Raw genomic sequence first — 22,523 nt, forward strand, 5'->3', positions numbered from 1 at the left:
TCACTCCGACGCGTTCGGGCCCCTATCCGCCTGCCGCGTCACGTTCCCCACCCCACCCACACACGCTCTTTTGGACTCCGCTGACTGGTCCTCCGGTCGTTTTATTCGACCCGTCGACGAGCCGCCGTGGACGCGTTCAGAAGAACGTGCCGAGGACGGCCATGTAGAGGATGACCGTCGCGGCGTAGATGACGCCGAGCGCGACGACGGCCTTGGCGTGGAAGAGCCAGAGGTCGTCGCGCTCACGTTCGAGCGCCGCTTCGTAGCGCTCGCGCTCGTCGTCGATCGGGTCGTGGCGCTCGCCGACGTGCAGGTCGCGGGCGTGCTCCGACCGGAAGGGACACTCGCAGTGCGGACAGGTCGCTGCGGGCGTCTCGCCGTCGGGAACGGCGGTGTCGCGGGCCGGTCGGAGCGTGGGTGCGTAGTCTGTCATTGTCGGGCCTGTTCGATCTGGTTCACACGTACGGCGGCGGCGCGTAGGGCTGCGTGATCACCCATAAGCTGCTCATCGTGTAAAAGATCATCACCACCACCGATGGGTACTGACTTCGGATGGCCGCGAGCACGCCGGGGAAGAGTTCGAACGCCAGCGAGTGGGCGACCCAGATAGCGAGCACGTGCCCGCCGAGCACGCAGAGGAGTTTCACCGTCCCGAACCAGCCGGGGAGGACGAGCGCCAGCGTCGTCGGCGGGGCGAACGGGCTGAGCGCGACGGCGCCGAGCGCGGGCGCCAGCCCGAGGAAGTACCCCAGGAAGTGCGCGAGGTGGTAGCCGGCGGCGATGGGGAGCAGCGCGGGCGCGAACCACCGCTCGATGGCCCGCGCCGTGACGTACGTGTCCGCGGTGTTCCGGACCTTCCGCGCGGCCAGGCGATAGACGCCGAGGAATCCCGCGAAGCCGGCGAGGAGGATGACGGCGTAGACCGCCAGTGCGGGGACGCCGACGGCGACCAGCGGTTCGACGGCGGCCGCCCACGTCGGCGTCGCCACCAGGCCGTCGTAGGTCGTCACCCACAGCAGCGCGACCACGAACGCGACCTCGCCCGGACGGTCGGGGAGCGGGTCCTCGGTGAGCGCGGTGCCGGGGAGTCGGAGCGTGACGACGCCCTCTCCGCCCGTGCTCTCGTCTCCGTCCGTGTTCCCGCCGCCGCGCTGGAACGGGGCTACCCGCCCGTAGGCGGCGAAGACGCGGCTCACGGGATCGACACGTTCGAACCACACGTCGCCGTAGCGGGCGGCGCCCGCGACGGTCACCAGCGAGTAGCCGAGGACGACGGCCGCGAGCAGGCGGGGGTTCTGCCCGACCGGGCTGACGACTTCGAGCCAGACGAGCGCGAGTAGGCCGGCGACCGCCGGCCAGACGCCCCACTGCTCGGGAATCGAGGGGTCCTCCCCGTCGCCGAGGAGCCGATCGCGGAGTCGTCGGACGCCGTCGGCCGGCAGGACCCAGGGGTTGACCGCCGGCCAGGTGTTCCCGACGAGGTACGTCGTCGTCGTGTAGCCGGCCCACCAGCCGACCCAGACGAATAGCAGCGCGAAGTTCCGCGTCGGCGTCCGCGGGCCGGCGAACCCGGTCGCGAGGACGAGGAGCAGGACGCAGACCGACCCGATGCGGAGGGTGAAGGCCCCGATTTCTCGGAGGCGTGCGGGCGTCGGGACGGTGATGCGCCACCAGTTCACCCCGCGCATCGCGTCGTGGTCGGTCAGCAGCGACGTGAACAGGAAGGATCCGCCGACGACGACGCCGCCGGTGAGGATCACCAGCCACGTCGGGACCGTCGCCGAGGCCACGGACCCGCCCAGCGATCCGGAGTGCGCGGCAGCACGTCCGGCCGCTGCCGCGACGGCGATGGCGAGCGCGACGGCGGCCCCAGCGGTCCGTCGGAAGCCCCGCCCACCCGCGTTCCGCCGATCCGTGCCCATGTTTGCCACCCTTTCGACGCCAGTGGGATAACTGCTAGCCGTCTCGGGGAGTCGGTCGGGCGGGCGCGCCGCGGCGTCGTCCCTCCATCAGAGCTTGTCGGTCGTGTTGACGGTGATCTCGGGCAGTTCCACGTGGTCGGGGCGGGAGACGGCGAAGACGATCGTCTCGGCGACATCTTCGGGGCCGAGCGGTCGGCCGTCCCACTCCGCCCAGTCGTTCATCTCGGTCGTGACCGGCCCCGGCATGACGACCGTCACCCGGACGTCCTCGTTGCGCATCTCCTTCCGGAGTGACCGACAGAACCCGTTGACGCCGGACTTCGAGGCGGTGTAGGCGCTCGCCCCCTCGGCGGGGTAGCGGGCGTTCATCGACGACACGGTGACGACGTCGCCCCCGGCCGCGAGCAGGTCGGGGAGCGCGGCGTGCGTCACGTTCATCGCCCCGAGCAGGTTCACCTCGACCTGCCTCCGGAGGTCGGCCACGGCGGCGTCTGCGACCGGGTCGGACCGGAGCACGCCAGCGTTGTTGACGAGGAGGTCGATGCCCCCGAACGCCTCCCTGGTCCGCTCGACCATCGCCGCCACCGCGTCCTCGTCGGCCACGTCCGCCGGCACCGCGAGCGTCCGGGCGCCCTCGATGTCGTCGGCGATTCGCTCTAGTCGCTCCTCGCGACGAGCCACCAGCGCGACGTCGCATCCCTCGTTCGCCAGCGCCCTTGCCGTCGCCTCGCCGATCCCGGACGAGGCACCGGTCACGATCGCCGCCTTCTCGCGCAGATCCATAGCAATCGTGCCGCCCGATACCGTATAAACGTCCGGCGCCGCTGGTTGCGATCCCGGCTCAGACGACTCGCTCCCGTCCTCGTCGCCGGGCCGACGCTGCCCCCGTGTGAGACCGTCCCACTATACGGGGTGATTTATGCCGACCGGTAGTTTACGAGGGGCTATGACCGATCCCGCGCCGGAGTTCGAGACCGCGACACTCGTCTCCGCTCTCTCGGACGCGCTCGGCGAAGCCGTCACCGGGACAGCGGTGATCCACGACGGGCTCAATCTGTCGCTCGCGGTCTCGACGGAGGCCGCGGATCCGGCGTACGTCCTGCGGCGGCCCAACGAGATGCGCCAGGCCGAGTCGTTCAACGATATCACGCAGGAGTACGCGGTGATGGAGCGGCTGCGGGAGAGCCCGGTCCCCGTCCCGGACCCGGTACTCTACTGCGAGGACGAGTCGATCATCGGCGACCCGTTCCTGGTGATGGAACACGTCGACGGCGAAGTGGTCCCTCTGGGGGCGGACCTGCCCGAGCGCTTTCGGAATCCCCAGGCGCGCGCCGACGTGGCAACGCTGTCGATCGACGCGCTCGCGGACCTGCACTCGCTCGACGCGGGCGAGTTCGCCGACGTCTGTGAGCGGCGCCCGCTCCGCGACCAGCTCGACGACGTCGTCGCCCAACTCGACGAGGCGACGAGCGTGACCGGCCGCGAGTCCCCCGTCCTCTGGGAGGTCGCGGAGTGGCTCCGCTCGAACGTCCCTACCGATTCCGCGACCACCGTGGTCCACGGGGATTTCAGACCCGGGAACGTGTGCTTCGCGGGCGCGGACCGGCCCGAGATCGTCGCCGTTCTCGACTGGGAGACGGCGTTTCTCGGCGACCCGCTGACGGAACTGGGCTATCTCCTGCTCCGGTGGCGCGACGACGGCGACCCGACGCCGTCGCTCGACGAACTGGAGGCGCGATACGGAGACGGAGCCGCCATCGAGGAACTGCGAGTGACCAACGAGCGCGGGCTCGCTCCGTACACGAACCGGCCGGGGAGCCCCAGCAGGCGCGCCCTCGTCGACCGGTACGAGGCGGCGACCGGGATCGACTTCGAGCACGACCGCTTCTACCGCGCGTTCGCCGCCTTCATCCTGGCGACGGTCTGGGAGGACATCCACCGCCACCGGGTCGAAGCCGGGGAGGCGTCGGAGTCGGGACCTCACATCGATCACATGGGGCTGATCGCTCGCAGCATCGCCGACGGGGAGTTCCCGCTGTAGCCGATACTCGGACGCCAGCGGTCGCACTCCCGGGGCCCGTCAGTCGGGAGCGCGTCGCTTTTTGCGGTGGGCGTCCAAGTCGGGGTATGGCCGAGACTGACGAGGGCGGCTACAGCCGGAAGTGGGCGGCGCTGGCGGTGCTGCCGTTCCTCCTCCTCGGACTGGCGGACCTGGTACTTCTGCTCAGGTGGGGGCTGGATCCGCTCTGGGGCTTCATGATCCTCCCGCCCATCCTCTTCATGAGCGCGCTCGCCTGGATCGGCTTCCGGTCGGGATTCATCGGCCACCGGACCATCGGCGAGGGCGATCGCGTGGACGAACCCGCGGTCGGCGACATCGACCGCGACTGACCGGGTCCGCCGGTCGGGGCTCCTGTCGATCGCTACGAAGAGCGGCCGCTGAAGCGGTTTCTCTATCTCCGCGTCGACCGTGAACGAGACGGCGAGGCGGCGGTCGCCGCTGTCGGCACTCGGGAGCGAACGACACCGACCGAGAACGCGGTCGGTTACGCGCCGAAGAGGTCGTCGACGGCGCCGCGCGCGGCGAGGGCGGCGTCGTCGGCGACGCGGTCGGGGTCGCCCGACGCGTCGGGCGCGTTGAGGTAGACGTCCACTTCGAGGATGCCGTCCTCGAAGGTGACGGTGACGTCGAGGTCGTCGACCGACGATCGGTCGAATCGCGAGAAGACGACGTTCTCGGCGGCTTCGGCCGCGGTCTGGACGACGGTCTCGTCCGACGGGCCCTCGTCGGAACCCGCGTCGGCGTCCGCGTCAGCTCCCGCCGAGTCGTCGGCCGGCATTTACGCGCCGCCGGCGCCCGGACCGCCCATGCCGCCGGGACCGCCCGCGCCGCCGCCCTGCAGCATGTTCTGCAGCTCCGTCTGGAGCTCCTCGAACTGCTCCTGGACGCGCTCTTCCTGTTTCGTCAGCGTGTCGACGCGGACCTCCAGGCTGTCGACCTTCTCTTCGAGGTCGTCCTGGGCGTCGGCGTAGTCGGTCTGGACGAGCAGTTCGCCGACGCGGCGGTACATGCCGGTGTCCTCGTCGATGCCCTCGAGCTCTTCGAGCGCTGTCTGGGACTCCTGCAGCTGCGTCTCGGCCTGCTGTTTCTGCGCGGCGACCTGCTGGGCCTTCTCCTGTAGGTCCTGCAGTTCCTCGAGTTTCTCCTGTGCTTCAGGCGGCAGATTACCCTGCATGTCTTGCCGTGCGTGACCCGTGGTGAAAAACCCCCGCTTTCCGATCGAGCGGCGACCGGGCCCTCGCGGTTCGCGTCCGGACCGCTCAGACCGTGCCGCCGGGCCGGTCGACCGCCGCCGTCGGCCGCTACGCGCAGCGACCGTCGACTTCCGTCACGTGTTCGAGCCACTTCTCGACGGTGGGCTGGCCCCAGTACCGGACCGTGCCCGAGCGGTCGTCGTAGTCGACGACGCCCGCGGCGTCGAGTCGCGGCAGGTGCGTCTCCGTCAGCTCGGTCGCAAACTCATCGTGCGTGCGACCGTCGGACTCCCCCAGCCCGGACGGCTCGCACGCCGCGAGCAGCATCGCCAGTTCGTCCACGGTCGCGGTGCTCACGTCCGTCTCGCGGAAGAACTGGCAGACCTCCCGTCGCCGCCAGTCCGCGAGCGCGTCGAACACCGTGTCGATGTACGGTCGATCCCCCTCCGGCTCGTCGTAGGTCTGTGTACCACCACGGTCTTCGTCCTTCGACCCTGTCCGTTCACTCATACCCGTCTACCCTACCGTTGCCTGCTCTCCACCAAGAATATCGGCCCTAGAAGTCTAGGGGTCATGTTACCACAGTCACCTGTTCGGACGAATTCATTTATCACGGAGTAGAGCCCGTCTCCCGCTGTCGGAGGGCGTCGACCGCTCCGTCGCCTCAGGTTTCGAACATCGCTTCGAGGATCCGGCGGTGGCCCTTGCGGAGGTGCTGGAGGAGCGTGGTCGAGGCGATGTCGAGCGAGTCGGCGAGGTCCTCGGAGTCAGCGTCGCGCGGCCACTCGTAGTAGCCGTTGTAGTAAGCGGTCTTGAGGACGGCCCGCTGTCGGTCGGTCAGCCGAGTGCCGATGTCGCCGTGGCTGTGCCACCAGGGGGCGTCCGCTCGGCGCTTCTCGCGCTTGGCGACCAGGTCGACCGTCGGGAACCGCTCGTCGATCGCGTCGGTGATCTTCCGGACGTCGGCGTCGGCCGGCGCCTCGACGTGCATGTGCCCGACGCCGTCTTCGACGACCCCGCGCTCGCCGCGAGCGCCGACGTCCGCGAGGTACTGGAAGACGGAGTCGGTCAGCGTCATCTCGTAGTGGGGGCCGTCGTCGCCGTCGAGGCGACGGAGGGCCTCGAGGTTCGACAGCGAGCGCGCGACCGACTCACCGACGGCGGGGTCGGCTCCCTCGACGGTCAGGTAGTTGACGACCCGGTCGTCGCCGGTCCGGACGGCGTGTTCGATCTCGAAGCGGCAGTCGTGCTCGCGGCTGGCCTCGTTGAACGGCGTCTCGCCGCGGACCTCGAACTCGAGTTCGAGGACGCTATCGGCCTCGACCAGTCGGCGGTACTGGGCGGCCGAGAGAGCGAAGCCGACGACCTCGCCGAGCGTCTCGAAGCCGGCGAGCTCCCGCTGGCTGAACGCGTTGGGTCGGTCGGCGTACACGCCCAACAGCCCGTGAGTCGTCGACCCGTGGGTTAGCGGGACGGCGGCGACCGACTCGAACCCGTTCTCGACGGCGGCCTCGCGCCAGGGCTCGAAGTCCGGGTCGGAATGGACGTCGTGGACGACCTGGATGTCCCCAGTGCGGTAGGCCCTGCTCGCTGGGCCGTTCCCGTTGTCGCCCGCGTCGACGTTCACGGTGACCGAATCGAGGTAGTCGCCGACGGCCCCCGCGGAGTAGGCCGGCTGGAGCTCGCGCTCGCCGGGCCGGCGCTGCCCGATCCACGCGAACTCGTAGAACTCGGACTCGGCGAGCCGGTCGCAGACCGTCTCCTGGATGGCATCGCTGGTCGTCGCGCCCGTCAGCGCGCGCATGCTCTCCTGGACGAGCTCCTGGATCTCGGTCAGCGTCTCCAGTTCGTCGCGCTGGCGTTCGAGCTCCGTGATGTCGCGCGCGATGCTGACGGTCCCCTGCACCTCGCAGTCCGGCCCGTGGTACGGTGCGAGCGTCAGCTGGATCACCGCTTGCTCGTCGTCCGCCGGGGGCGACTCCTCGACGACGCGCGCTCGCTCGGTCTCCAGGACTGCGCGGCGGTGGGCTTCGACGCGCTGGGCGAACGCGTCCGGGAACAGGTCCTCGTGCCGGGACCCGACCACGCGCTCCCGATCGGTCTCCAGCGCGGCGAGCATCGCCTCGTTGACGACCTGGAAGCGCCCGTCGAGGTCCTGCATCGCGATCGGGTCCGCGCTGCTGTCGATGACCGCCCGGAGCTCCTGCTCGCGGGTATGCAGCGCCTCCTCGCGGCGCGTCCGGTCGGTGACGTCCATCGCGACCGCGATGGCGCCGGTCGATTCCCCCGCGGAGTCGCCGGCCGCCCCCACCGGTTCGGCGCCGGCCTCGGAGACCGGCTCCGAGAGCGGTTCGATACAGACCGTGTACGTCCGGTCGTTGATGGTCTCGGTCGCGGAGGCGGTCTCCCCGTCGAGCGCACGGCGGAACCCCGCGACGACGTCGGGGCAGGTCGGCTCGAACGCCTCGATCGGTTCGTCGAGCAGGTCCGAGCGGTCGCAGTCGAACGCGTCGAAGTCCATCCCCTGGCAGTGCTCGACTCGTTCCTCGCCGTCGACGACGACCATCAGCACTGGCAGGTCGTCCAGAATCGTCGACAGCCGCTCGCGGTTGGTCGCCAGCGCCTCGCGCCGCCACTCGCGCTCGGTCACGTCCCTGACGGCGTTGACCACGGCCACGACCTCCCCGTCGCGTTCGATCGGGCGCATGCGGTTCTCGACCACGCCGGGACCGTCGTCCAGCGCCACCTCGGCGGTGACTCGCTCGTCGTCGGACTCGCCCGCGAACATCGCGCGGAGCGCCCGCATCCCCTCGTGGAAGGCCCCCTCGTCGACGATACCGAGTTCTCGCAGGCAGGCCACGTCCCGCCCCTCGATAGCGTCGGTCGGGACGCCGGTAAAGCGCGTGAACCCCTCGCTCGCGACGCGGATCCTGTAGGAGGGGTCGACGACGTACACGCTGTCGGCCGCGGCGTCGACGCTGGCCTCGTAGAGCGCCCGGTCGTCCTCGAAGGGCTCGGGCGGCTCCGAGACCGTCGCGACGACGGCGCTGACGCTCCCCTCGCGTTCGACCGGGCGGACGGCGACGGTCACCTCCCGGCCCGTCGACGCGAGCGGCCCGCTGCCGATCGTCTCCTCGCTGGTCTCGACCGCGCGGGCGAGCGGGTCGCTCGCGCAGTCGACCAGGTCGGCGAACGACGCGTCGCCGAGGTCGCCGACCCCGTCCACGCGGTCGGCGAAGGCGCCGTTCCAGTCCAGCACGCGGCCCGTCGGATCGCAGACGGCGGCGGGGTCGTCGACGGCGGCGAGCACCGCCGAGACCAGCGGGTCCCCGGCGTCTCGCCGCGACTCGAACCGCTCGCTCACGCTCCCCCCACCGGCACGGTTTCGCGACCCATAGCTATCGAGGGAACGGTACTGCGCGCAGGTCCATAACTTGTTGGCCTGGATCCGCCCGCGAGCGGCCGATGCGGGGCTCCAAGGACGGTGGCGGCCCTCGGTCGACTCCGGTCGCCGTCCCGGTCCGTCGGTCAGCCGTCGGGTCGCGGCGTCGCGTCGGCGCAGGACTCGGCGACGGAGACGAGCGACAGCCAGGTGTTACAGCCGGCCCGGAGCGCGACGAGGTCGGCGGCGGCGACGGTCAGTGTCAACGTCGCGCCGTCGCGGTCGATGGTCGCGGTCGTGCGGTCGCCCTCGATGTCGCCGACCTCGACGCCGACGCTGCGACGGACGCGGCGGGCGCTCTCGGGGTCGGGATAGTCGAACTCGAAAACGGCCTCGTGGTCCACGGCTGCAGTCGCGTCAGTTGACGTCGACTTCTTTGATGTCGCGGCTGCGCTCTTTGAGCAGCACGCGGTGACCGCAGTACGGGCAGCGGACGCCGCCGTACTCGTCCAGTTCGACGTCGCGCTTACAGCGGGAACACTTGTAGCTCATTCTTCGTCGTCGTCTGCGAGCGCCGCGCGGATGGACCGGGTGACCGTCCGGCCGCCGGGGGTCGTGGGGCTGTACGCGCCGCCGGTGAAAGTGTGGCCGCAGTAGCCGCACTCCCAGATACCGGTGCCCTGGCGGTCGACGCGGTCCTCACCGCAGTCCGGACACTGGTGTTCCTCGTTCATTTCGCCCTCGATCTCGGCGACGCGGCGGCGAGCGACGCGGCCGTACCGCGCGCCGAACCGTCCCGCGCTCCCGGTTCGTCCCTGCTGTTCAGCCATAGTATCGCATTGTCCGGCAGTGGGCCGTATAAACCCTGCGAGTCACGTCGGCCTCGCCGTCGCGCCGCCTCTCGGACCGACCCGTCTATTCCTGTAGATCGGCCTCTCTCAGGGCCTCGTTCAGGTCTTCGCGGACGACCTCGCCCAGTTCCCGCTCGCGTGCGGTCGTGACGACGCGGTTCTCCTGGACGGAGGAGCCGTCGCGGATGAGCAGGCGGACGTTGCCGTTCTCGCCGGCGCGGGTGGCCTTCGCCCGCACGCCCGACCGCGAGCCCGACCCGCCCGCGTCGATGGGGCCGGGGATGATCTTCTTGACGTGGGGGTGGCCGGCGACCGTCTGGATGGCTCGCTGGCCGGCGCGCCCGCCGACGAGCGTCGAGTGCGACCCGCCGATCTTCTCGCGTGGCGCGGTCTCGACCACCTCCAGGGGCGCCTCGCCGCGGCGCGACAGGACGGCTTCGATGGGTTCGTCGGCGTCGCCGATGCGGTAGAACTCGTGGTGTAGCTGGCGCCGGACCGCTCGCAGCACGTCGCGGTCGCCGGTGGCGTACACCTCTTCGGGGCGCTTGCGGCGGACCTCGTCGGCGATCAGGCCGGCGAAGTTGCGCAACTCGATGACGCCCGTCTCGTCGCCGTCCTCGGGGGTGGTCGTCACCTCGCGGACGCCGGCGACCTCCTCGTCGACGAGCGTGGTGACGCGGGCGCGCTCGCGGTCGAGTTCGAGGACGACCGCGTCGGCGTTCTCCGAGCGACAGACCAGGCAGTAATCGCCCGGCCTGTCGAGCGACGAGCCGCACCGCCGACACTCCATGTCCGGTGGGTTTCCGGTCGAACGGCAAAAGGGGCGCGGAAGCGTCGCCGCGGCGGGCGCTCGCGGTCGTCGCCTGAGGCCCCTGTTGTCGGCTGCGAGCGCCGGACCGACGCGACCGCCGAGCGTCGCCCCCGGCCTATCGTTTCTCGGCGCTGATCCGGTAGGTGCGGCCGTCGTAGGTGACGGCCGGGTCCTCGTCCGACTGGACGCCGAAGATGGGCGTGACTCCGGTCGCCGTGTCGACGCGGACCTCGCGCACGTCCGGCCCGGCGTGGGCCAGCGCGTCGCGGAGCGGCCACTCCCGGTACGCCTGCTCGGTGATCAACTCCCTGGCGCCGGTCGCGTCGTCGTTGCGCGTGAGGACGTAGGTCGCTTCGGTTCGGTCCTCACCGCCGCGTGGATTGTCGGCGGAGACGACCACGGTGTCTCCCTCGCGACGGGTGTCGGTCACCGCATCGGAGGGGACGAGGTCGAGGCGCGGCCCGTCGAGTTCGAACCGCGCAGCGCAGACGGTCTTGTGCTCGTAGGTCGGCGTCTGTTCCTGGCCCTTCCACCAGCCCTCGGCGGCGAAGGCGTAGTGGCCGCCGCCAACGGGGTCGACCGCGATCGCCTCGGTCCCTTCGCTCCATCTGAGCGCCGTCGCACGGTCGTCGTTGCCGAGCGCGACCCTCCAGCGGTGGGATTCGCCGGGCGCCAGTTGCATCAGCGGTTGCGGGACCGCCTGCGGGGCGACGCGGTGGTACCGCCCGCCTTCCCAGCGATAGAGCGCCCAGTCGTAGAAGTTCGTCTGGAACGGTCGGTCGGTGCCGTTGCGGAGCGTGAACGTGATCTCGGCGTCCGGCAGCGCGACCGACGCCGCGGAGTGTTCGAGCACGAGCGCGGCGTCGGGATCCGACACCTCGCGGAACCAGACGACCGTCTCGACGTCGTCGCGGCCGGGCGGGAACAGGGCGTCGTGGGGCGGCGTCGGAGTGTCGGTCGACCGGTCGGTCCCGCCGTCGGTGGCAGTCGGCGTCGCCGTGGCGTCTCCGTCGCCGTCCGTCGCGGTGTCGGACGAGTCGTCGGTAGGAGAGCCGGCGCCGGTCGAGTCGGCGATACAGCCCGCGAGACTCGCGGCCGCGAGGCCGCCCGCGCTCGCGAGGAGGGTACGGCGGTGCATGGATCCTCGGACGCCCGTTCGGGATATACCCCTTCTGTAGCCTCAAGCGAGCGCTTCAGGGAACGGGCCACGCCGTGGCCCGGGTCGCGGGGGTTCGTTCGGCGCGCTACAGGTCGTCGGGGTCGCTCTTGAGGTACTCGCGGAGGACGACCGTCGCGTAACTCCCCTTCGGGAGCGCGAACGCGAAGGAGAGCGCGTCCGCGTCGACATCGGCGCCGGCGTCGCTGTCGATCTGATCCCCGCTCTCGTTCTGGCGCTCGACGGTCAGGTCGGTCCGCAGGAGTATCGCCCGTCGGGTCCCCGTCGACTCGAACGCCTCGGGGAGGTCGAAGTCCTCGGGAGCGAGGTCCAGGTCGGCCAGCACCTCGCGTTCGATCTCACCGGGTTCGCCGTCGGCCAGTTCCGTCTCGGTGCCGACGAGCGGCGCGGTGACGAACGCCCGCCCGCGCTCGCAGTGGCGCCGGACGGTCCGCAGGCGGTCCTCGGTCACTCGCTGGGTCCGGTCGGCGTCCGGGAGGGCGAATTCCTCGGGCGCGTCGGAATCGGCGAAACAGACCACGTCGCCGGCGACCGGTTCGTGGAAGGGCAGGCCTCGTTCCAGTCGCTCGGAGAGGATCCGGTTGAACGCGAACGACTGGGCGGCGTTGACGAACAGCCGCTGGAGGTTCGACGGGACGGCTTCGAGCGCGGCGCGGTAGTCCTCGTCGTCGAGCGCGCCGCCGCTGGCCTCCTGTCGCTCCACGAGGCGGTGGCACATCGACCGCTCGAAGCCGAGCCGCCGCGGCAGTCGGTCGAGCGCGCCCGCCCAGTCCTCGGTTTCCTGTACGTACGCGCGTGCTTCCTGGGTCGACTCGGGTTCGCGTTCGGCGGGGTTGCCGACGTAGGCCAGCACCGCGCCCTTCCAGTTCCCGCGGACGATCTCCAGGCCGACTTCGTGGGTGACCGGTCGCTTGCTGCCGAAGCGCTGCTGGCCGAAGTAGTTGGGGACGCCGACGGTGGCCCCTCCGTCGGGGTCCGCCGCTCCGTCCGCACTCCCGCCGCCGGTCGCGAACGCCCGCAGATCGGCCGTCGTCGCGTCGACGTGTTCGGGACTGTCGGGCTCGCGGACCATGATATCGAAGGCGTTGCCGGCCAGGTCGCCGAAGAGGACGGGGCGGCCGGTCCGGCCGAGGAGATCGATGTCGGCATCGCGGATCTCGACCTCGCGTAGCGCGTCGGGGTCGGCCTTCGCGACGGAGAACAGCTGGGTGGTGACGGCGTGTTTGTCCTTCGTCCCGGCCCAGGAGACGCGCTCCCGGGAGATGCCGAGCCGGTCCGACAGTTCGGAGGCGAAGTCGTTGGTGTCCCACCGGTGGAGGGTGACCCGGGCGAGCAGGTGGGGGTAGCCGCCGGGGTCGGCGTCCAGGGGTTCGGGGTCGAACGCCTCGACCTCGCGGACCCGGAAGTCCTCGGGCGCCTCCCGGAGGTGGCCGCCGACGCCGGGCGCGTCGCTGACGTAGTACTCCATGCCGACCGCCCGCTCGACGGGGTGTGCCTCGCGCATCGAGTGGTGGTCGGTCGCCCGGGCACGAGTAAGTGTCTGTCGAGCGGCGTCGGGGGGAACCGTTCTGCGACGATCGTTCCCGTCGAAAACTATCGGACCGCCGCCGTCACTCGATGGTGACGGTCCCGGTCGCGTTCTGCCGGTCGTTCAGTCGCACTTCGACGTCGTATTCACCGGGTTCCTCGGGGTTGTCGACGGCGGGGTAGCCGACGACGACCACGTCGCCCGTTTCGAGGGTGTAGTCTGTGTCGAGCGTCACGTCGAAGGAGTAGGCGTTGTTGTTGACGCCGCTGACGTGGCTCTCGTCGAACGACTCCTCGACCTCGCCGTCGTCGTCGGTGTCGACGCCGAGGACGATATCCTCGTGCTGGGCGGAGTCGACGGTGAAGTTCTCGCGCGGGTACGTCGCGCCGATCGCGGTCAACTCGGTGCCGTTAGTCGTCTCGTCGGCCGCGATCCGGAGCGTCTGGTTGACGCCCGTCGCGCCCGCGCTGTCGTCGTCGAGGGCGACCCGTTCGTCGGAGATAGTCGTCGGTTGACTGTCGGCGCCCCCGCCGTCGAGCGCCGAGCAGCCGGCCAGTGCGACCATCGCTACGAGTCCGACCGCGAGCAGGATACGTCTCACGCCTCGGGCCAGGGATTTGTGACTGGTAAACGTGTCGGATGAATCGGGACAGAAAGCTTATACAGGGGAGGGGCCCGGCGGAGGGGAGCGTAGCCGGCCGCGGTCGGTCCCCGAAACCGACACGTGGCCGGCGCCCCTCTGTGGCGACAATGGAGGTCACGCGAGTTGGCGTCGAGGTGGCGACGCGAGCGCCGACAGGGGAGACCGGCGCGTACGTGCTGGGGGCCGATCCGGCCCTGCTCGTCGACCCGGCAGCCGAGTCCGACGAACTCGACGCGCTCGCCGCGGAACGCGGCGTCGGCCACGTCGCGGTGACGCACCACCACCCGGATCACGTGGGGGCGGTCGCACACTACGCCGACCGCCGCGACGCGACGGTGTGGGCGCGAACCGGGCGTGGGGACGCCTTCGAGGCGGAGACCGGAATCGAACCCGACCGGGCGTTCGCCGAAGGGACCACGATCGAGACCGGCGACGGCGCGGTCCGGGTGGTGGATACACCGGGTCACGCGCCGGAACACGTCGCCTTCGCCGCGGGCGAAGACGGGGGCGACACCGCGATCGTCTGCGGCGACCTGGCGGTGGCCCAGGGAAGCGTCGTCGTCGGCGCGCCGGACGGCGACATGCGCGCGTACCTGACGTCCCTCCGGCGCGTTCACGCGATGGCGCCCGACCGCCTCCTGCCGGGTCACGGCCCGACGGTCGAGGGGCCCGCCGTCTGCGCGACGGCGACGCGGCTGATCGCACACCGCCTCGACCGCGAGCGGCGCGTTCGCCGGGCCGTCGAGGGCGGTGCCGAGACCCTTGCCGCGGTCTGCGACGCCGCCTACGAGAAGGACCTGGCGGGGGTGCGCGACCTCGCCGAGGCGACGGTGCGCGCGCACCTCGAAAAGCTCGCCGTCGAGGGCGCGGTCGGATGGGACGGCAAGCGGGCGAGCCCAGTGGGGTGACGGCCGACCGGGTCGCGGCGCCGCCCGCTCGCGACGTGCTTTTCCCCGTCGGCCCGATATCTCGTCCATGGAGAGTCTCGAAGCCGAACGCGAACGAGCCGTCGCCCTCGACGTGGGGGAGTTGGCCGACGCCATCGAGGCCATCGGCTTCGAGTGCACCCGCTGTGGCGCCTGCTGCAAAGCGGTCGAGGGCTGCGAGAGCGGGACGGACGAGAGCGAGGGGGATGGCGACGACGCCGACGGCCACGACCACACGGCGACCGTCTTTCCGGACGAGGTCAGAAAACTGCAGGAGACGGGCGACTACGACTGGCGCGACGTCGCCCGGCCGATGCCGTACGGACTGGTCGAGGGCGAGGACGGGCCGCAGGGCGAGACCTTCGAGTGGGCGCTCCAGACCGACGACTGCGGCGACTGCCGCTTCTACGCCGAGGACGAAGGCACCGGCGCCTGCACCGTCCACGAGGATCGCCCGATGGTCTGCAGAACGTATCCGTTCAGCGTGGCTCTCGGCGGGACGAGCCAGCCGATGGGCGAGGCCGTCGACGAGGAGGGAATGGTCCGCGCCCACGAGTGCGAGGGCCTGGGCCGGGACATCTCCCGCGCGGAGGCCGAGGAACTAGCCGAAGCCCTCAAGGAGCGCGCGATCCGGGAACTCGACGAGGCCATCGCGGTCCGGGACGGGTACAAATCCGTCGAGCGCGGCCCCGGCGAAGTCGTCGTCCACGACTCCGAGGGAGCCAAGCGGCCCGACGGGACGAAGATCGAATAGATGCGGAGGCGGTGCGGTAGTGGAGTGGTAGGGGCGCTGTCGCGGTAGCGGAGGCGGGGCGGTGGCGGTAGCGGGGCCGGAACGTACGGCGCCGCAGGCGCCGTTTCCACCGAGCGCGAACGAAGTGAGAGCTCGGCCTTTTTCACCCATGTTTTTGCGTCGGGGGTGCCCGCAGGCGCGCTTCGCGCGCCGAGGACACCCCCCGGCGGAAAAAGATGGTCGCTGAAATTTATAAAAGAGGCCTACTATGTCCCGAGCGGAGGTCTACATCGTGGAAATCTCAGATAAACTGCTGTGTCTGTTCAGTGCGGACGTATCGGACGACGGCGACCGATACGTCGTAGAGGTGCCGCGGCGGGAGATCGAGACGGGCTCTATCGAACCTGGGGAGACATATCGCGTCGCGCTCATCTCGTCGGACGTGGAGGCGACGACGGAGACGGACGAAGACAACGTCCCGTCGGAGCCCCAGCCGCCGGTCGAGGCCGGCGAGATCCGCTACGTCGAGATCGAAGACATCGGCAAACAGGGCGACGGCATCGCGCGCGTCGAGCGCGGATACGTCATCATCGTCCCCGGTGCCGACGTGGGCGAGCGCGTCAAGGTGGAAGTCACGGAGGTCAAGTCCAACTTCGCCGTGGGCGAGATCATCGAAGAGGACCTGTAGCTCTCTTCGACCCTTCTCCCGACGTTCTCGACCGTCCAGTGGCGATACCCCGAGCGACGCCGGTGAACTGCGGTCTCCCTGCGGTTGGTACGACCGGTTAACCAACGGCACCAACGGCGGACCGCGAACCGGGCGTAGGGCCTCGTTATCGAGCAGTGCGCATCGGAAAATCGCAAGACGGCAGCGGGTTTTACCGATCGTACCAAACCCGCTTTAGGGGGACAGTACCTCAGTGGTAGTATGAGCGCGACCACTGCGAGCGCGACCGGTGACCAACTCACTCTCTCGGAGAAACAGCAGCGGATCCTCGAGTACCTCCGCGAGAACGCGGGCACCCAGACGTACTTCAAGTCGAGACTCATCGGAGACGAACTCGACCTGTCGGCCAAGGAGGTCGGGTCGAACATGACGGCCATCCAGAACAGCGACACGGCCCTCGACGTGGAGAAGTGGGGCTACTCCTCGTCGACGACGTGGAAAGTCACCGCCTAGTCGGCGGGCACGCGATCTCGCGCTTTTCTCGCACTCGCCAGCGACCGCTGGTAGGCGGCAGTCGCTGGTGGTGTGCGCTCACGGCCGTCAGTCGGAGCGGCGCCCAGTCAGGGGTCGTAGGAGACGATGTCGTCGGCGTCGGCTGCCAGCGCGGCGGCCTCGGGGCCGAAGGAGTCGGCGTGCTGGACGAGCAAGAGGAGGAGCGTCTCGGGGCGTTCGAGGTCGTAGCCGTCTTCCCGGGAGAGCAGCCCGGCCTCCTCCAGTTGGCTCGCGTACTTGCTGACGGTCGGCGCGGAGACGCCGAGTTCGGCGGCGAGGGCGGTGCCCGAGGCCTCGGGGTCGCGCAGGAGGGCGACGACCATGCCACGCGGGGTGTCCCGCCGGAGGTAGCCAAGCGCCACCTGCTCGAACTCGGAGAACCGATTTGCAGGGAAGTATCGTCGATACTCGCCGTCTTCGCGGCTCTCGACGGCGCCTTCGCGCTCCAGTCGCCGGAGGTGGTGCTGGGTCTCCCCCGTCCCGAGTTGCAGGTCGTCGCGGATCTTCGAGAAGTGCGCGCCCGGGGTCGCGGCGACGTACCCGAGCAGAGCGTCGGGCGCATCGCTCTCACTCTCCTTGGCGAGGCCGACGAGCGGGCTGGTGGCGCCGAGCGCAGCGAAGCGCCTGAGCGTCGCCCGCTTGCTCTCGTCGACGTCCCCCTCGCGACTCATTAAGAGCCTTTTGGCGGTGGGGTGGTAAAACGCCTTCGCTCGCTCACACGTGCGGCAGAAAAATTGGAAGCGGCCAACGCGCCCGAGAGCGTGTCGAATAATGGCTATTCCGTTTCTGTCTCGGGTTCGCGCTCGCCGTCGGTGCCGGCGCCGCCGGAGCTGTCGCCGCCGGGGCCGCCCACCGGGCTGCCGGAGGGGTCCATCTCGGAGTCCATCTCTTCGATGACCTCGTCGGGGTCGCGGATGTTCGTCGCGTCCTTGCCCTCCTTTATCGCCTGGGCCTCCTCTTCCATCGCGTCGACGTCGACCTGTGCTTCCTCGTCGATCTGGCCGAGTATCTCCTCGATGTTGTCGAGGCCGATGAGTTCGCGCGTCTCGGCGTCGAAGTTCAGGCTGTCGAGTTCGCCCTCGCCGTTGGCCTTGGCCATGTCGGTCACGTCGCTGCCGGTGAGGTGTTTGCCGTAGCGGCCGAGCAGCGAGGACATCTCCTGGGGCAGGATGAACGTCGAGGAGTCGCCCTGGCCGATGTTCTCCAGCGTCTCCATGCCTTTGTCGATGATGGCGCGCTCACCCATCGACTCGGCGGATTTCGCGCGGAGGACCGTCGAGATGGCGTCACCCTGCGCTTCGAGGATCTGCGACTGCTTTTTCCCCTGCGCGCGGACGATGTCGGACTGCTTCTCACCCTGCGCCTGCTCGATGGCGGAGCGCCGTTCGCCCTGCGCTTCGAGGATCATCGCGCGGCGTTTGCGCTCCGCGGAGGTCTGCTGCTCCATCGCCTGCTGGACGTCCTTCGAGGGGTTGACCTCGCGGACTTCGACGCTCTCGACGCGGATGCCCCACTCGTCCGTGGGCTCGTCGAGTTCCTTGCGGATCTTCGCGTTGATCTCCTGGCGCTTGTTGAGCGTGTCGTCGAGTTCCATGTCGCCCAGCACCGCCCGCAGCGTGGTCTGGGCGAGGTTCGAGACGGCCTTCTTGTAGTTGTCCACTTCGAGGAACGCCTTCTTGGCGTCCATCACCTTGATGTACACCACGGCGTCGGCGGTCACCGGCGAGTTGTCACGGGTGATCGCTTCCTGGCGCGGCACGTCGAGCGTCTGGGTGCGCATGTCGAACGCGTACGTCTTCGACACGAACGGCGGCACGAAGTTGATGCCCGGTTCGAGGAGCTTGCGGTACTCCCCGAAGACCGTCAGCGCGCGCTTCTCGTACGCGTTGACGATCTCCACCATCTGATACACCATCACGACCGCCAGCAGCAGCAAGATCACTGCCACTATCGGGAGCGCCCCACCGATTCCTTGCAGCACTGTTGCGGGGATCATACGATCGAACTTGGCTCCACCCCAAGAAAAGTGTTGGGTGAGCGACCACAGATGGAGCGCCGTCGCGGGCGGTCAGCGCGGGGCCGTTCCGGCTGCCGCCGCTCGCTCAGGCGGGGTCGGTCTCGAACTCTCGGTCGCGGTCCTCGTCGCGGTCGGCGCTGCTGGCCCCGTCGTGTTCGCCGTTCCCGGCGGACTCAATGTCGCGTTCGCGCTCGCGAGCGAGCGCCCGATCGATCTCGTCGACGCCGCCCGCGACGGGTTCGACGGTGACGACGTTGCCGCCGCCGGGGTCGACGACCATCACCTCGGTCTCTTCCTCGATCTCGCCGTCGACGCTCTTGGCGCGGTAGTAGGGGTTGAACCCGCCCTCGTCCAGTTTCACCTCGCCGCCGGTGGACGTGATTCGCTCGGTGACTCGTCCCATCGCGCCGCGCAGCGAGTCCGAGTCGCTGGTCTGCTCCTCGCCCTTGCCGCCGTAGAAGTCAAACTGCCGGTAGACGTAGAAGGTGGCCGCGCCCGCCGCGAGAACCAGCCCCGCGAGGATGATCGGCGCGGCGACGCCCAGACTCGGCGGGAGCAACAGGCCGACCAGTCCGGCGACGAGCAGGGCGACGCCGAGGACCATGAAGTGCGCGCCGGGGGCGAACGCCTCCGCGATGGTCAGGGCCGCGCCCGCGAGCAGGAGGAACAGCGGGAGGTTCGACCCGATCCACGACAGGACCGAAGTCTGCCCGATCCACTCGATCATACCGGAGATTCGGTCGCCTGCCCGAAAACACTTCTGCTCGTCGCGATCCTCGGGGAATTCGCTCCGTTGGACTCGATCCGCCGCGGCGTCGGTACGGGCGGCGGTCAGAACCGGACGTAGATCGCGTAGACGACCCCGGTCACGGCGGCGACCGCCAGGGCGATGGCGCCGATGGTCTGCGGCGTCAGCGGCGTGACGACGCTCGCGAACACCAGCAGGATGAGCAGGGCGCCGGCCGCGACGAAGACGGCGCTCTCCAGTTGCGGCGTGTCGGACTCGACCGGGATGTCGGGCGTCACCGTTCCCGCGACGTTGCCGTTGCCGTTGGCCTCGCCGTTCCCGTTCGACTCCTCCCGGGACTCGCCGTCGCCGAACGCCACGGTGGGGCCGTCACCGTCTTCGCCGCCGACCGTCACGTCCCAGTTCTCGCCGTCGTCGAGCGTGTCGCTCTCGTCCACGTCGCCGGTGTCGTCGCCGACCTCGTCGACCGAGAAGCGCCACTCCTCGTCGTCGCCGTCCGCCCCGGCGTCGTCTGCCATGGTCGGTCGTAGCGGTCGGGCACCAAAAGGGCTTGCCGTCCGCTCTCCGTCGGCGGCGAGTCGAGCGCCCGAGTCCCGGCCGTCTCGCGATCCACCTGTCACCGATAGAATAGAAGATTCGTTCTGCCAACCTTTTTCTCGGGCACGCCGTAGCATTCTGCCATGTTCGGACGCTGTCCCCGCAGTGGGTTGTGGTCGATCGCGGCTCCCCTCCAGACCGTAGTGGCGTCGTCCGGTGGTCCCCGTCGGACGACCGAGTCATCGCCGGCAGTCGACGAGAGTCGACGGCATCGCGGAGGCGTCCAATCGTGAGCGAACCGTCGGTCGCGGCCGACGGGTTGACGAAGCGATTCGGCGAGGAGACGGCCGTTTCCGACCTCTCGCTGTCGATCCCGGCCGGTGACGTGTACGGGTTCCTCGGGCCGAACGGCGCGGGGAAGACGACGACGATGCGGATGCTGACCGGGTTGACGCGGCCAACCGAAGGGAGTGCGACGGTCGCCGGTGCCTCGGTCGACGACCGCGCGGCGCTGACCGAGCGGATCGGGTACCTCCCCGCGGATCCCCCGGTGTTCGACGAGCTGACCGGGCGCGAACACCTCCGGTACGTGGCACGGCTCCACGAGATCCCGCCCGCGGAGGCCGGCGAGCGGATCGACGAACTGCTGGCGCGGTTCGACCTGGCGGGCGACGCCGACCGCCGGATCGGCGGCTACTCGACGGGGATGCAGAAGAAAGTCGGCGTCATCGCGGCCCTGTTGCACGACCCCGCGGTCGTCTTCCTGGACGAGCCGACGAGCGGCCTCGACCCGCGCGCGGCCCGGACGATGCGCGACACCGTCGCCGAGTTCGCCGACCGGGAGGTGACGGTGTTCCTCTCGTCGCACGTGCTCTCGGTCGTCGACGAACTTGCGGACACGGTCGGCGTCATTGACGACGGGCGACTCGTCGCTGAGGGGCCACCCGCCGAACTGAAACGACGGGCCCGCGACGACGGCGAGACGGATCTTGAGACCGCGTTCCTCGACATCACCGAGGAGGACGATGTCCCCCACGACCGAGTCGAGGCCTGAGCGGTCCGCATCGAGCCGGCGGGGACGGTTCCCGTCGCCGTCGATCAGCGCGACCGTCGCAGCCGTCGAGATCCGGCGGATGGTCAGGCGGGTCCGCGCGCAGGACGTGTGGCTGGCGCTGGTCGCGGTGAGCACGCTCGTTGTCGTCGCGGTGTTGCCGCTCGTGTTCGACCTCGGCCGCGATTGGGGCGCGGCGTTCGCGAGCGGCGACGTCGCCCCCGCCTCGACGGTCGGACTGGTCCTGGCGACGGCGTGGGTCTTCCAGGTGGGGATGGGCGTCGTCGCCGGGATCGGGTCCTACGGGGAGATCGACAACGCCGCCGGCATGCTCACGATCCGCCCGCCGAAGGACGTCGCGGGCGGTCTCCTCCTGATGAACGTCGTCGCGTACGCGCCGTACCTGTTCGTCCCGGTCGCCGCAGGGTTCGCCGGCGTGGCGGTCGGCGCCGGGACGCCCCTGCCGGTCGTCGGCGGACTGGTCGCCACCGCGGCGCTACTCGCGAGTGCGATGGCGGTCGGCTATCCGGTCGGGGTGGCGCTCAAGGGCGCCGTCCGCCGGTCGCGGTGGCTCTCGCGGCTCAAACCCATCGTCGGCGTCGTTGGCGGCATCGCCTACTTCTGGGTGATGTTCTCCGGACACCTCCCCGCCCTCGTCGACGCGCTCGACCCGGTGTTGCGCGGACCGCCGCTCGCCTGGCTGGGCGACCTCGCGCTGGTCACGACGCCAGGCGCGGGCGGCGACCTGGTCGCCGCCGCGGGCGCGCTCGCACTCGCGTTCGCCTTCGTCCCGATCGGTGTGCTCGCGACCGTCCGCGCGGGGACCTACGCGTGGTTCGCCGACGTCAGCCGCGAGGAGGACGGCACGACCGACGACGCGGACGCGACGTCCAACGCGGCAGCGGTCGAACCCACAGAATCGACCCGTCTGGGCGACGCCCTTGGCGCGGTCTGTCGCCGACAGGGAACTGTCGGCGTGGCGGCGGTGACGCTCGTCCGCGCCTACCGCGCGCCGCTCCAGTTAGTGTTCGCGGCCGTGCCGCTGCTGTTCGCGCTCCCGATGGTCGAAGGGGTGCTCGCGACCGGGACCGTCCCCGCGTACGCGCCGTGGTTCGCCATGGTCTACGGGGCGTGGGCGGCCGGCGTCGCCGCGCCGCTGAATCTGCTGGGCAATCAGGGGGCGGCCCTCCCGGCGCTGCTGACCGCCCGCGCAGGCGGACGCTCGGTCGTCCACGGACACGTCCTCGCCGCCGTCGCGCCGGTCGCGCCGGTGACGGCCCTCCTCGCGGGCGTCGCCGCCCGCGCGAGCGGCAGCTCGACCACGGAGGCCGTCGTCTTCGGCGGACTCGCGCTGGCGGTCGTCGCCGCCGGTGCGGTCCTCGCGGCGGCGCTCGGCGCGCTGTTCCCCCGCTTCGACGGGGTCGACGTGACCGGCGAGCAGACGGCGACGCCCCCGAGCAAGGCCGCGTTCGCCCTGTTCTCGGTGTTCGTCGTCCTCGCCGTCAGCGCCGCGGGCGTGCTGGCCGACGAATTCTATCGGCTGGCTATCCACGCCCTGTTCGCGCCGCGGCTCCCGTTCGGGCTCTCGCTGTCGGTCGCCGGACTCGAACGGCTCGCGCTGGGCGTCGCCGTCGTCCTGGTCGCGGCTGTTCCGGCAGCGTACGCGCTCGCGGTGCGGCGCGTCGACGGCTATCGGTTCGACTGAGAACGGACCCGACGCCGA

The 22,523-nt window shown here is 70.1% G+C and carries 26 protein-coding genes; 8 read left to right on the forward strand and 18 right to left on the reverse strand.

The genetic code is table 11. The features are described from left to right. Window positions 1–136 precede the first annotated feature (136 nt). From ACMGFH_RS21385 to ACMGFH_RS21395, 3 genes are all read right to left on the reverse strand, one after another. Window positions 137–433 (reverse strand): DNA-binding protein, encoded by a 297-nt coding sequence (locus tag ACMGFH_RS21385; RefSeq protein WP_415380648.1) that lies wholly within the window; start codon window positions 431–433, stop codon window positions 137–139. Window positions 434–455: 22 nt separating this feature from the next. Further along, window positions 456–1,922: a hypothetical protein gene (locus ACMGFH_RS21390; protein ID WP_415380649.1), complete on the reverse strand. Its 1,467-nt coding sequence runs from the start codon at window positions 1,920–1,922 to the stop codon at window positions 456–458. Window positions 1,923–2,009: 87 nt separating this feature from the next. Then, the gene (locus ACMGFH_RS21395; protein ID WP_415380650.1) at window positions 2,010–2,705 is read right to left on the reverse strand and encodes an SDR family oxidoreductase; all 696 of its coding nucleotides are present in this window, start codon (window positions 2,703–2,705) and stop codon (window positions 2,010–2,012) included. Window positions 2,706–2,868: 163 nt separating this feature from the next. Between ACMGFH_RS21395 and ACMGFH_RS21400 the strand changes: the two genes are divergently transcribed. Continuing rightward, window positions 2,869–3,963: a phosphotransferase family protein gene (locus tag ACMGFH_RS21400; protein WP_415380652.1), complete on the forward strand. Its 1,095-nt coding sequence runs from the start codon at window positions 2,869–2,871 to the stop codon at window positions 3,961–3,963. An 86-nt stretch (window positions 3,964–4,049) separates the two neighbouring features. Beyond that, window positions 4,050–4,313, forward strand: a complete 264-nt coding sequence (locus ACMGFH_RS21405; RefSeq protein ID WP_415380653.1) for a hypothetical protein — start codon at window positions 4,050–4,052, stop codon at window positions 4,311–4,313. Window positions 4,314–4,468: 155 nt separating this feature from the next. Here the strand turns inward: ACMGFH_RS21405 and ACMGFH_RS21410 are convergent, their stop codons facing one another. From ACMGFH_RS21410 to ACMGFH_RS21460, 11 genes are all read right to left on the reverse strand, one after another. Next, on the reverse strand, window positions 4,469–4,762 hold the full coding sequence (locus tag ACMGFH_RS21410) for a DUF3194 domain-containing protein (RefSeq protein WP_415380655.1): 294 nt from the start codon (window positions 4,760–4,762) through the stop codon (window positions 4,469–4,471). Further along, window positions 4,763–5,158: a prefoldin subunit beta gene (locus ACMGFH_RS21415; protein ID WP_415380656.1), complete on the reverse strand. Its 396-nt coding sequence runs from the start codon at window positions 5,156–5,158 to the stop codon at window positions 4,763–4,765. A gap of 127 nt (window positions 5,159–5,285) precedes the next feature. Next, on the reverse strand, window positions 5,286–5,687 hold the full coding sequence (locus ACMGFH_RS21420; protein WP_415380657.1) for a hypothetical protein: 402 nt from the start codon (window positions 5,685–5,687) through the stop codon (window positions 5,286–5,288). A 154-nt stretch (window positions 5,688–5,841) separates the two neighbouring features. Then, window positions 5,842–8,541 carry a PAS domain-containing protein gene (locus tag ACMGFH_RS21425; protein ID WP_415380659.1) on the reverse strand — a complete coding sequence of 900 codons (2,700 nt, stop codon included), beginning with the start codon at window positions 8,539–8,541 and terminating at the stop codon, window positions 5,842–5,844. 164 nt (window positions 8,542–8,705) lie between these two features. Further along, entirely contained in the window at window positions 8,706–8,963 is a 258-nt protein-coding gene (locus ACMGFH_RS21430) for a KEOPS complex subunit Pcc1 (protein WP_415380660.1), read from the reverse strand. Between the two features lie 13 nt (window positions 8,964–8,976). After that, window positions 8,977–9,111: a DNA-directed RNA polymerase subunit P gene (locus ACMGFH_RS21435; protein ID WP_415380661.1), complete on the reverse strand. Its 135-nt coding sequence runs from the start codon at window positions 9,109–9,111 to the stop codon at window positions 8,977–8,979. Then, window positions 9,108–9,389 carry a 50S ribosomal protein L37ae gene (locus ACMGFH_RS21440; RefSeq protein ID WP_415380662.1) on the reverse strand — a complete coding sequence of 94 codons (282 nt, stop codon included), beginning with the start codon at window positions 9,387–9,389 and terminating at the stop codon, window positions 9,108–9,110. The genes ACMGFH_RS21435 and ACMGFH_RS21440 overlap by 4 nt, the downstream gene beginning before the upstream one ends. An 85-nt stretch (window positions 9,390–9,474) precedes the next feature. After that, a complete protein-coding gene (locus ACMGFH_RS21445; RefSeq protein WP_415380663.1) occupies window positions 9,475–10,200 on the reverse strand; it encodes a DUF2103 domain-containing protein in 726 nt (241 codons plus the stop codon). A gap of 136 nt (window positions 10,201–10,336) precedes the next feature. Beyond that, window positions 10,337–11,359 (reverse strand): hypothetical protein, encoded by a 1,023-nt coding sequence (locus tag ACMGFH_RS21450; protein WP_415380664.1) that lies wholly within the window; start codon window positions 11,357–11,359, stop codon window positions 10,337–10,339. A 106-nt stretch (window positions 11,360–11,465) separates the two neighbouring features. Beyond that, a complete protein-coding gene (gene truD / locus ACMGFH_RS21455) occupies window positions 11,466–12,902 on the reverse strand; it encodes a tRNA pseudouridine(13) synthase TruD (protein ID WP_415380666.1) in 1,437 nt (478 codons plus the stop codon). A 106-nt stretch (window positions 12,903–13,008) separates the two neighbouring features. Continuing rightward, window positions 13,009–13,527, reverse strand: coding sequence for a hypothetical protein (locus tag ACMGFH_RS21460; RefSeq protein WP_415380667.1), 519 nt, complete (start codon window positions 13,525–13,527; stop codon window positions 13,009–13,011). 149 nt (window positions 13,528–13,676) lie between these two features. Between ACMGFH_RS21460 and ACMGFH_RS21465 the strand changes: the two genes are divergently transcribed. The 4 genes from ACMGFH_RS21465 to ACMGFH_RS21480 all read left to right on the forward strand — a co-directional run bounded on the left by ACMGFH_RS21465 (window position 13,677) and on the right by ACMGFH_RS21480 (window position 16,408). Next, window positions 13,677–14,477 carry an MBL fold metallo-hydrolase gene (locus ACMGFH_RS21465; RefSeq protein ID WP_415380668.1) on the forward strand — a complete coding sequence of 267 codons (801 nt, stop codon included), beginning with the start codon at window positions 13,677–13,679 and terminating at the stop codon, window positions 14,475–14,477. Between the two features lie 67 nt (window positions 14,478–14,544). Further along, window positions 14,545–15,249, forward strand: coding sequence for a YkgJ family cysteine cluster protein (locus tag ACMGFH_RS21470; RefSeq protein ID WP_415380669.1), 705 nt, complete (start codon window positions 14,545–14,547; stop codon window positions 15,247–15,249). Between the two features lie 271 nt (window positions 15,250–15,520). Then, window positions 15,521–15,916: a TRAM domain-containing protein gene (locus ACMGFH_RS21475; protein WP_415380670.1), complete on the forward strand. Its 396-nt coding sequence runs from the start codon at window positions 15,521–15,523 to the stop codon at window positions 15,914–15,916. 240 nt (window positions 15,917–16,156) lie between these two features. Next, window positions 16,157–16,408, forward strand: a complete 252-nt coding sequence (locus ACMGFH_RS21480) for a hypothetical protein (protein WP_415380672.1) — start codon at window positions 16,157–16,159, stop codon at window positions 16,406–16,408. 107 nt (window positions 16,409–16,515) lie between these two features. Here ACMGFH_RS21480 and ACMGFH_RS21485 read toward each other — a convergent pair whose 3' ends face one another. The 4 genes from ACMGFH_RS21485 to ACMGFH_RS21500 form a co-directional block, all read right to left on the reverse strand. Beyond that, on the reverse strand, window positions 16,516–17,118 hold the full coding sequence (locus tag ACMGFH_RS21485; RefSeq protein WP_415380673.1) for a winged helix-turn-helix transcriptional regulator: 603 nt from the start codon (window positions 17,116–17,118) through the stop codon (window positions 16,516–16,518). Between the two features lie 104 nt (window positions 17,119–17,222). Then, a complete protein-coding gene (locus ACMGFH_RS21490; RefSeq protein ID WP_415380674.1) occupies window positions 17,223–18,443 on the reverse strand; it encodes an SPFH domain-containing protein in 1,221 nt (406 codons plus the stop codon). 106 nt (window positions 18,444–18,549) lie between these two features. Then, a complete protein-coding gene (locus ACMGFH_RS21495; protein ID WP_415380675.1) occupies window positions 18,550–19,191 on the reverse strand; it encodes an NfeD family protein in 642 nt (213 codons plus the stop codon). A gap of 104 nt (window positions 19,192–19,295) precedes the next feature. Continuing rightward, window positions 19,296–19,730 (reverse strand): hypothetical protein, encoded by a 435-nt coding sequence (locus ACMGFH_RS21500; protein ID WP_415380676.1) that lies wholly within the window; start codon window positions 19,728–19,730, stop codon window positions 19,296–19,298. A 308-nt stretch (window positions 19,731–20,038) separates the two neighbouring features. Between ACMGFH_RS21500 and ACMGFH_RS21505 the strand changes: the two genes are divergently transcribed. Next, window positions 20,039–20,803, forward strand: coding sequence for an ABC transporter ATP-binding protein (locus ACMGFH_RS21505; protein WP_415380677.1), 765 nt, complete (start codon window positions 20,039–20,041; stop codon window positions 20,801–20,803). Further along, complete coding sequence (locus ACMGFH_RS21510) at window positions 20,775–22,505, forward strand: hypothetical protein (protein ID WP_415380678.1); 1,731 nt, start codon at window positions 20,775–20,777, stop codon at window positions 22,503–22,505. The genes ACMGFH_RS21505 and ACMGFH_RS21510 overlap by 29 nt, the downstream gene beginning before the upstream one ends. Window positions 22,506–22,523 lie beyond the last annotated feature (18 nt).

The organism is Halosimplex rarum, assembly GCF_047715405.1.
GTDB classification, from domain to species: Archaea; Halobacteriota; Halobacteria; order Halobacteriales; family Haloarculaceae; genus Halosimplex; species Halosimplex rarum.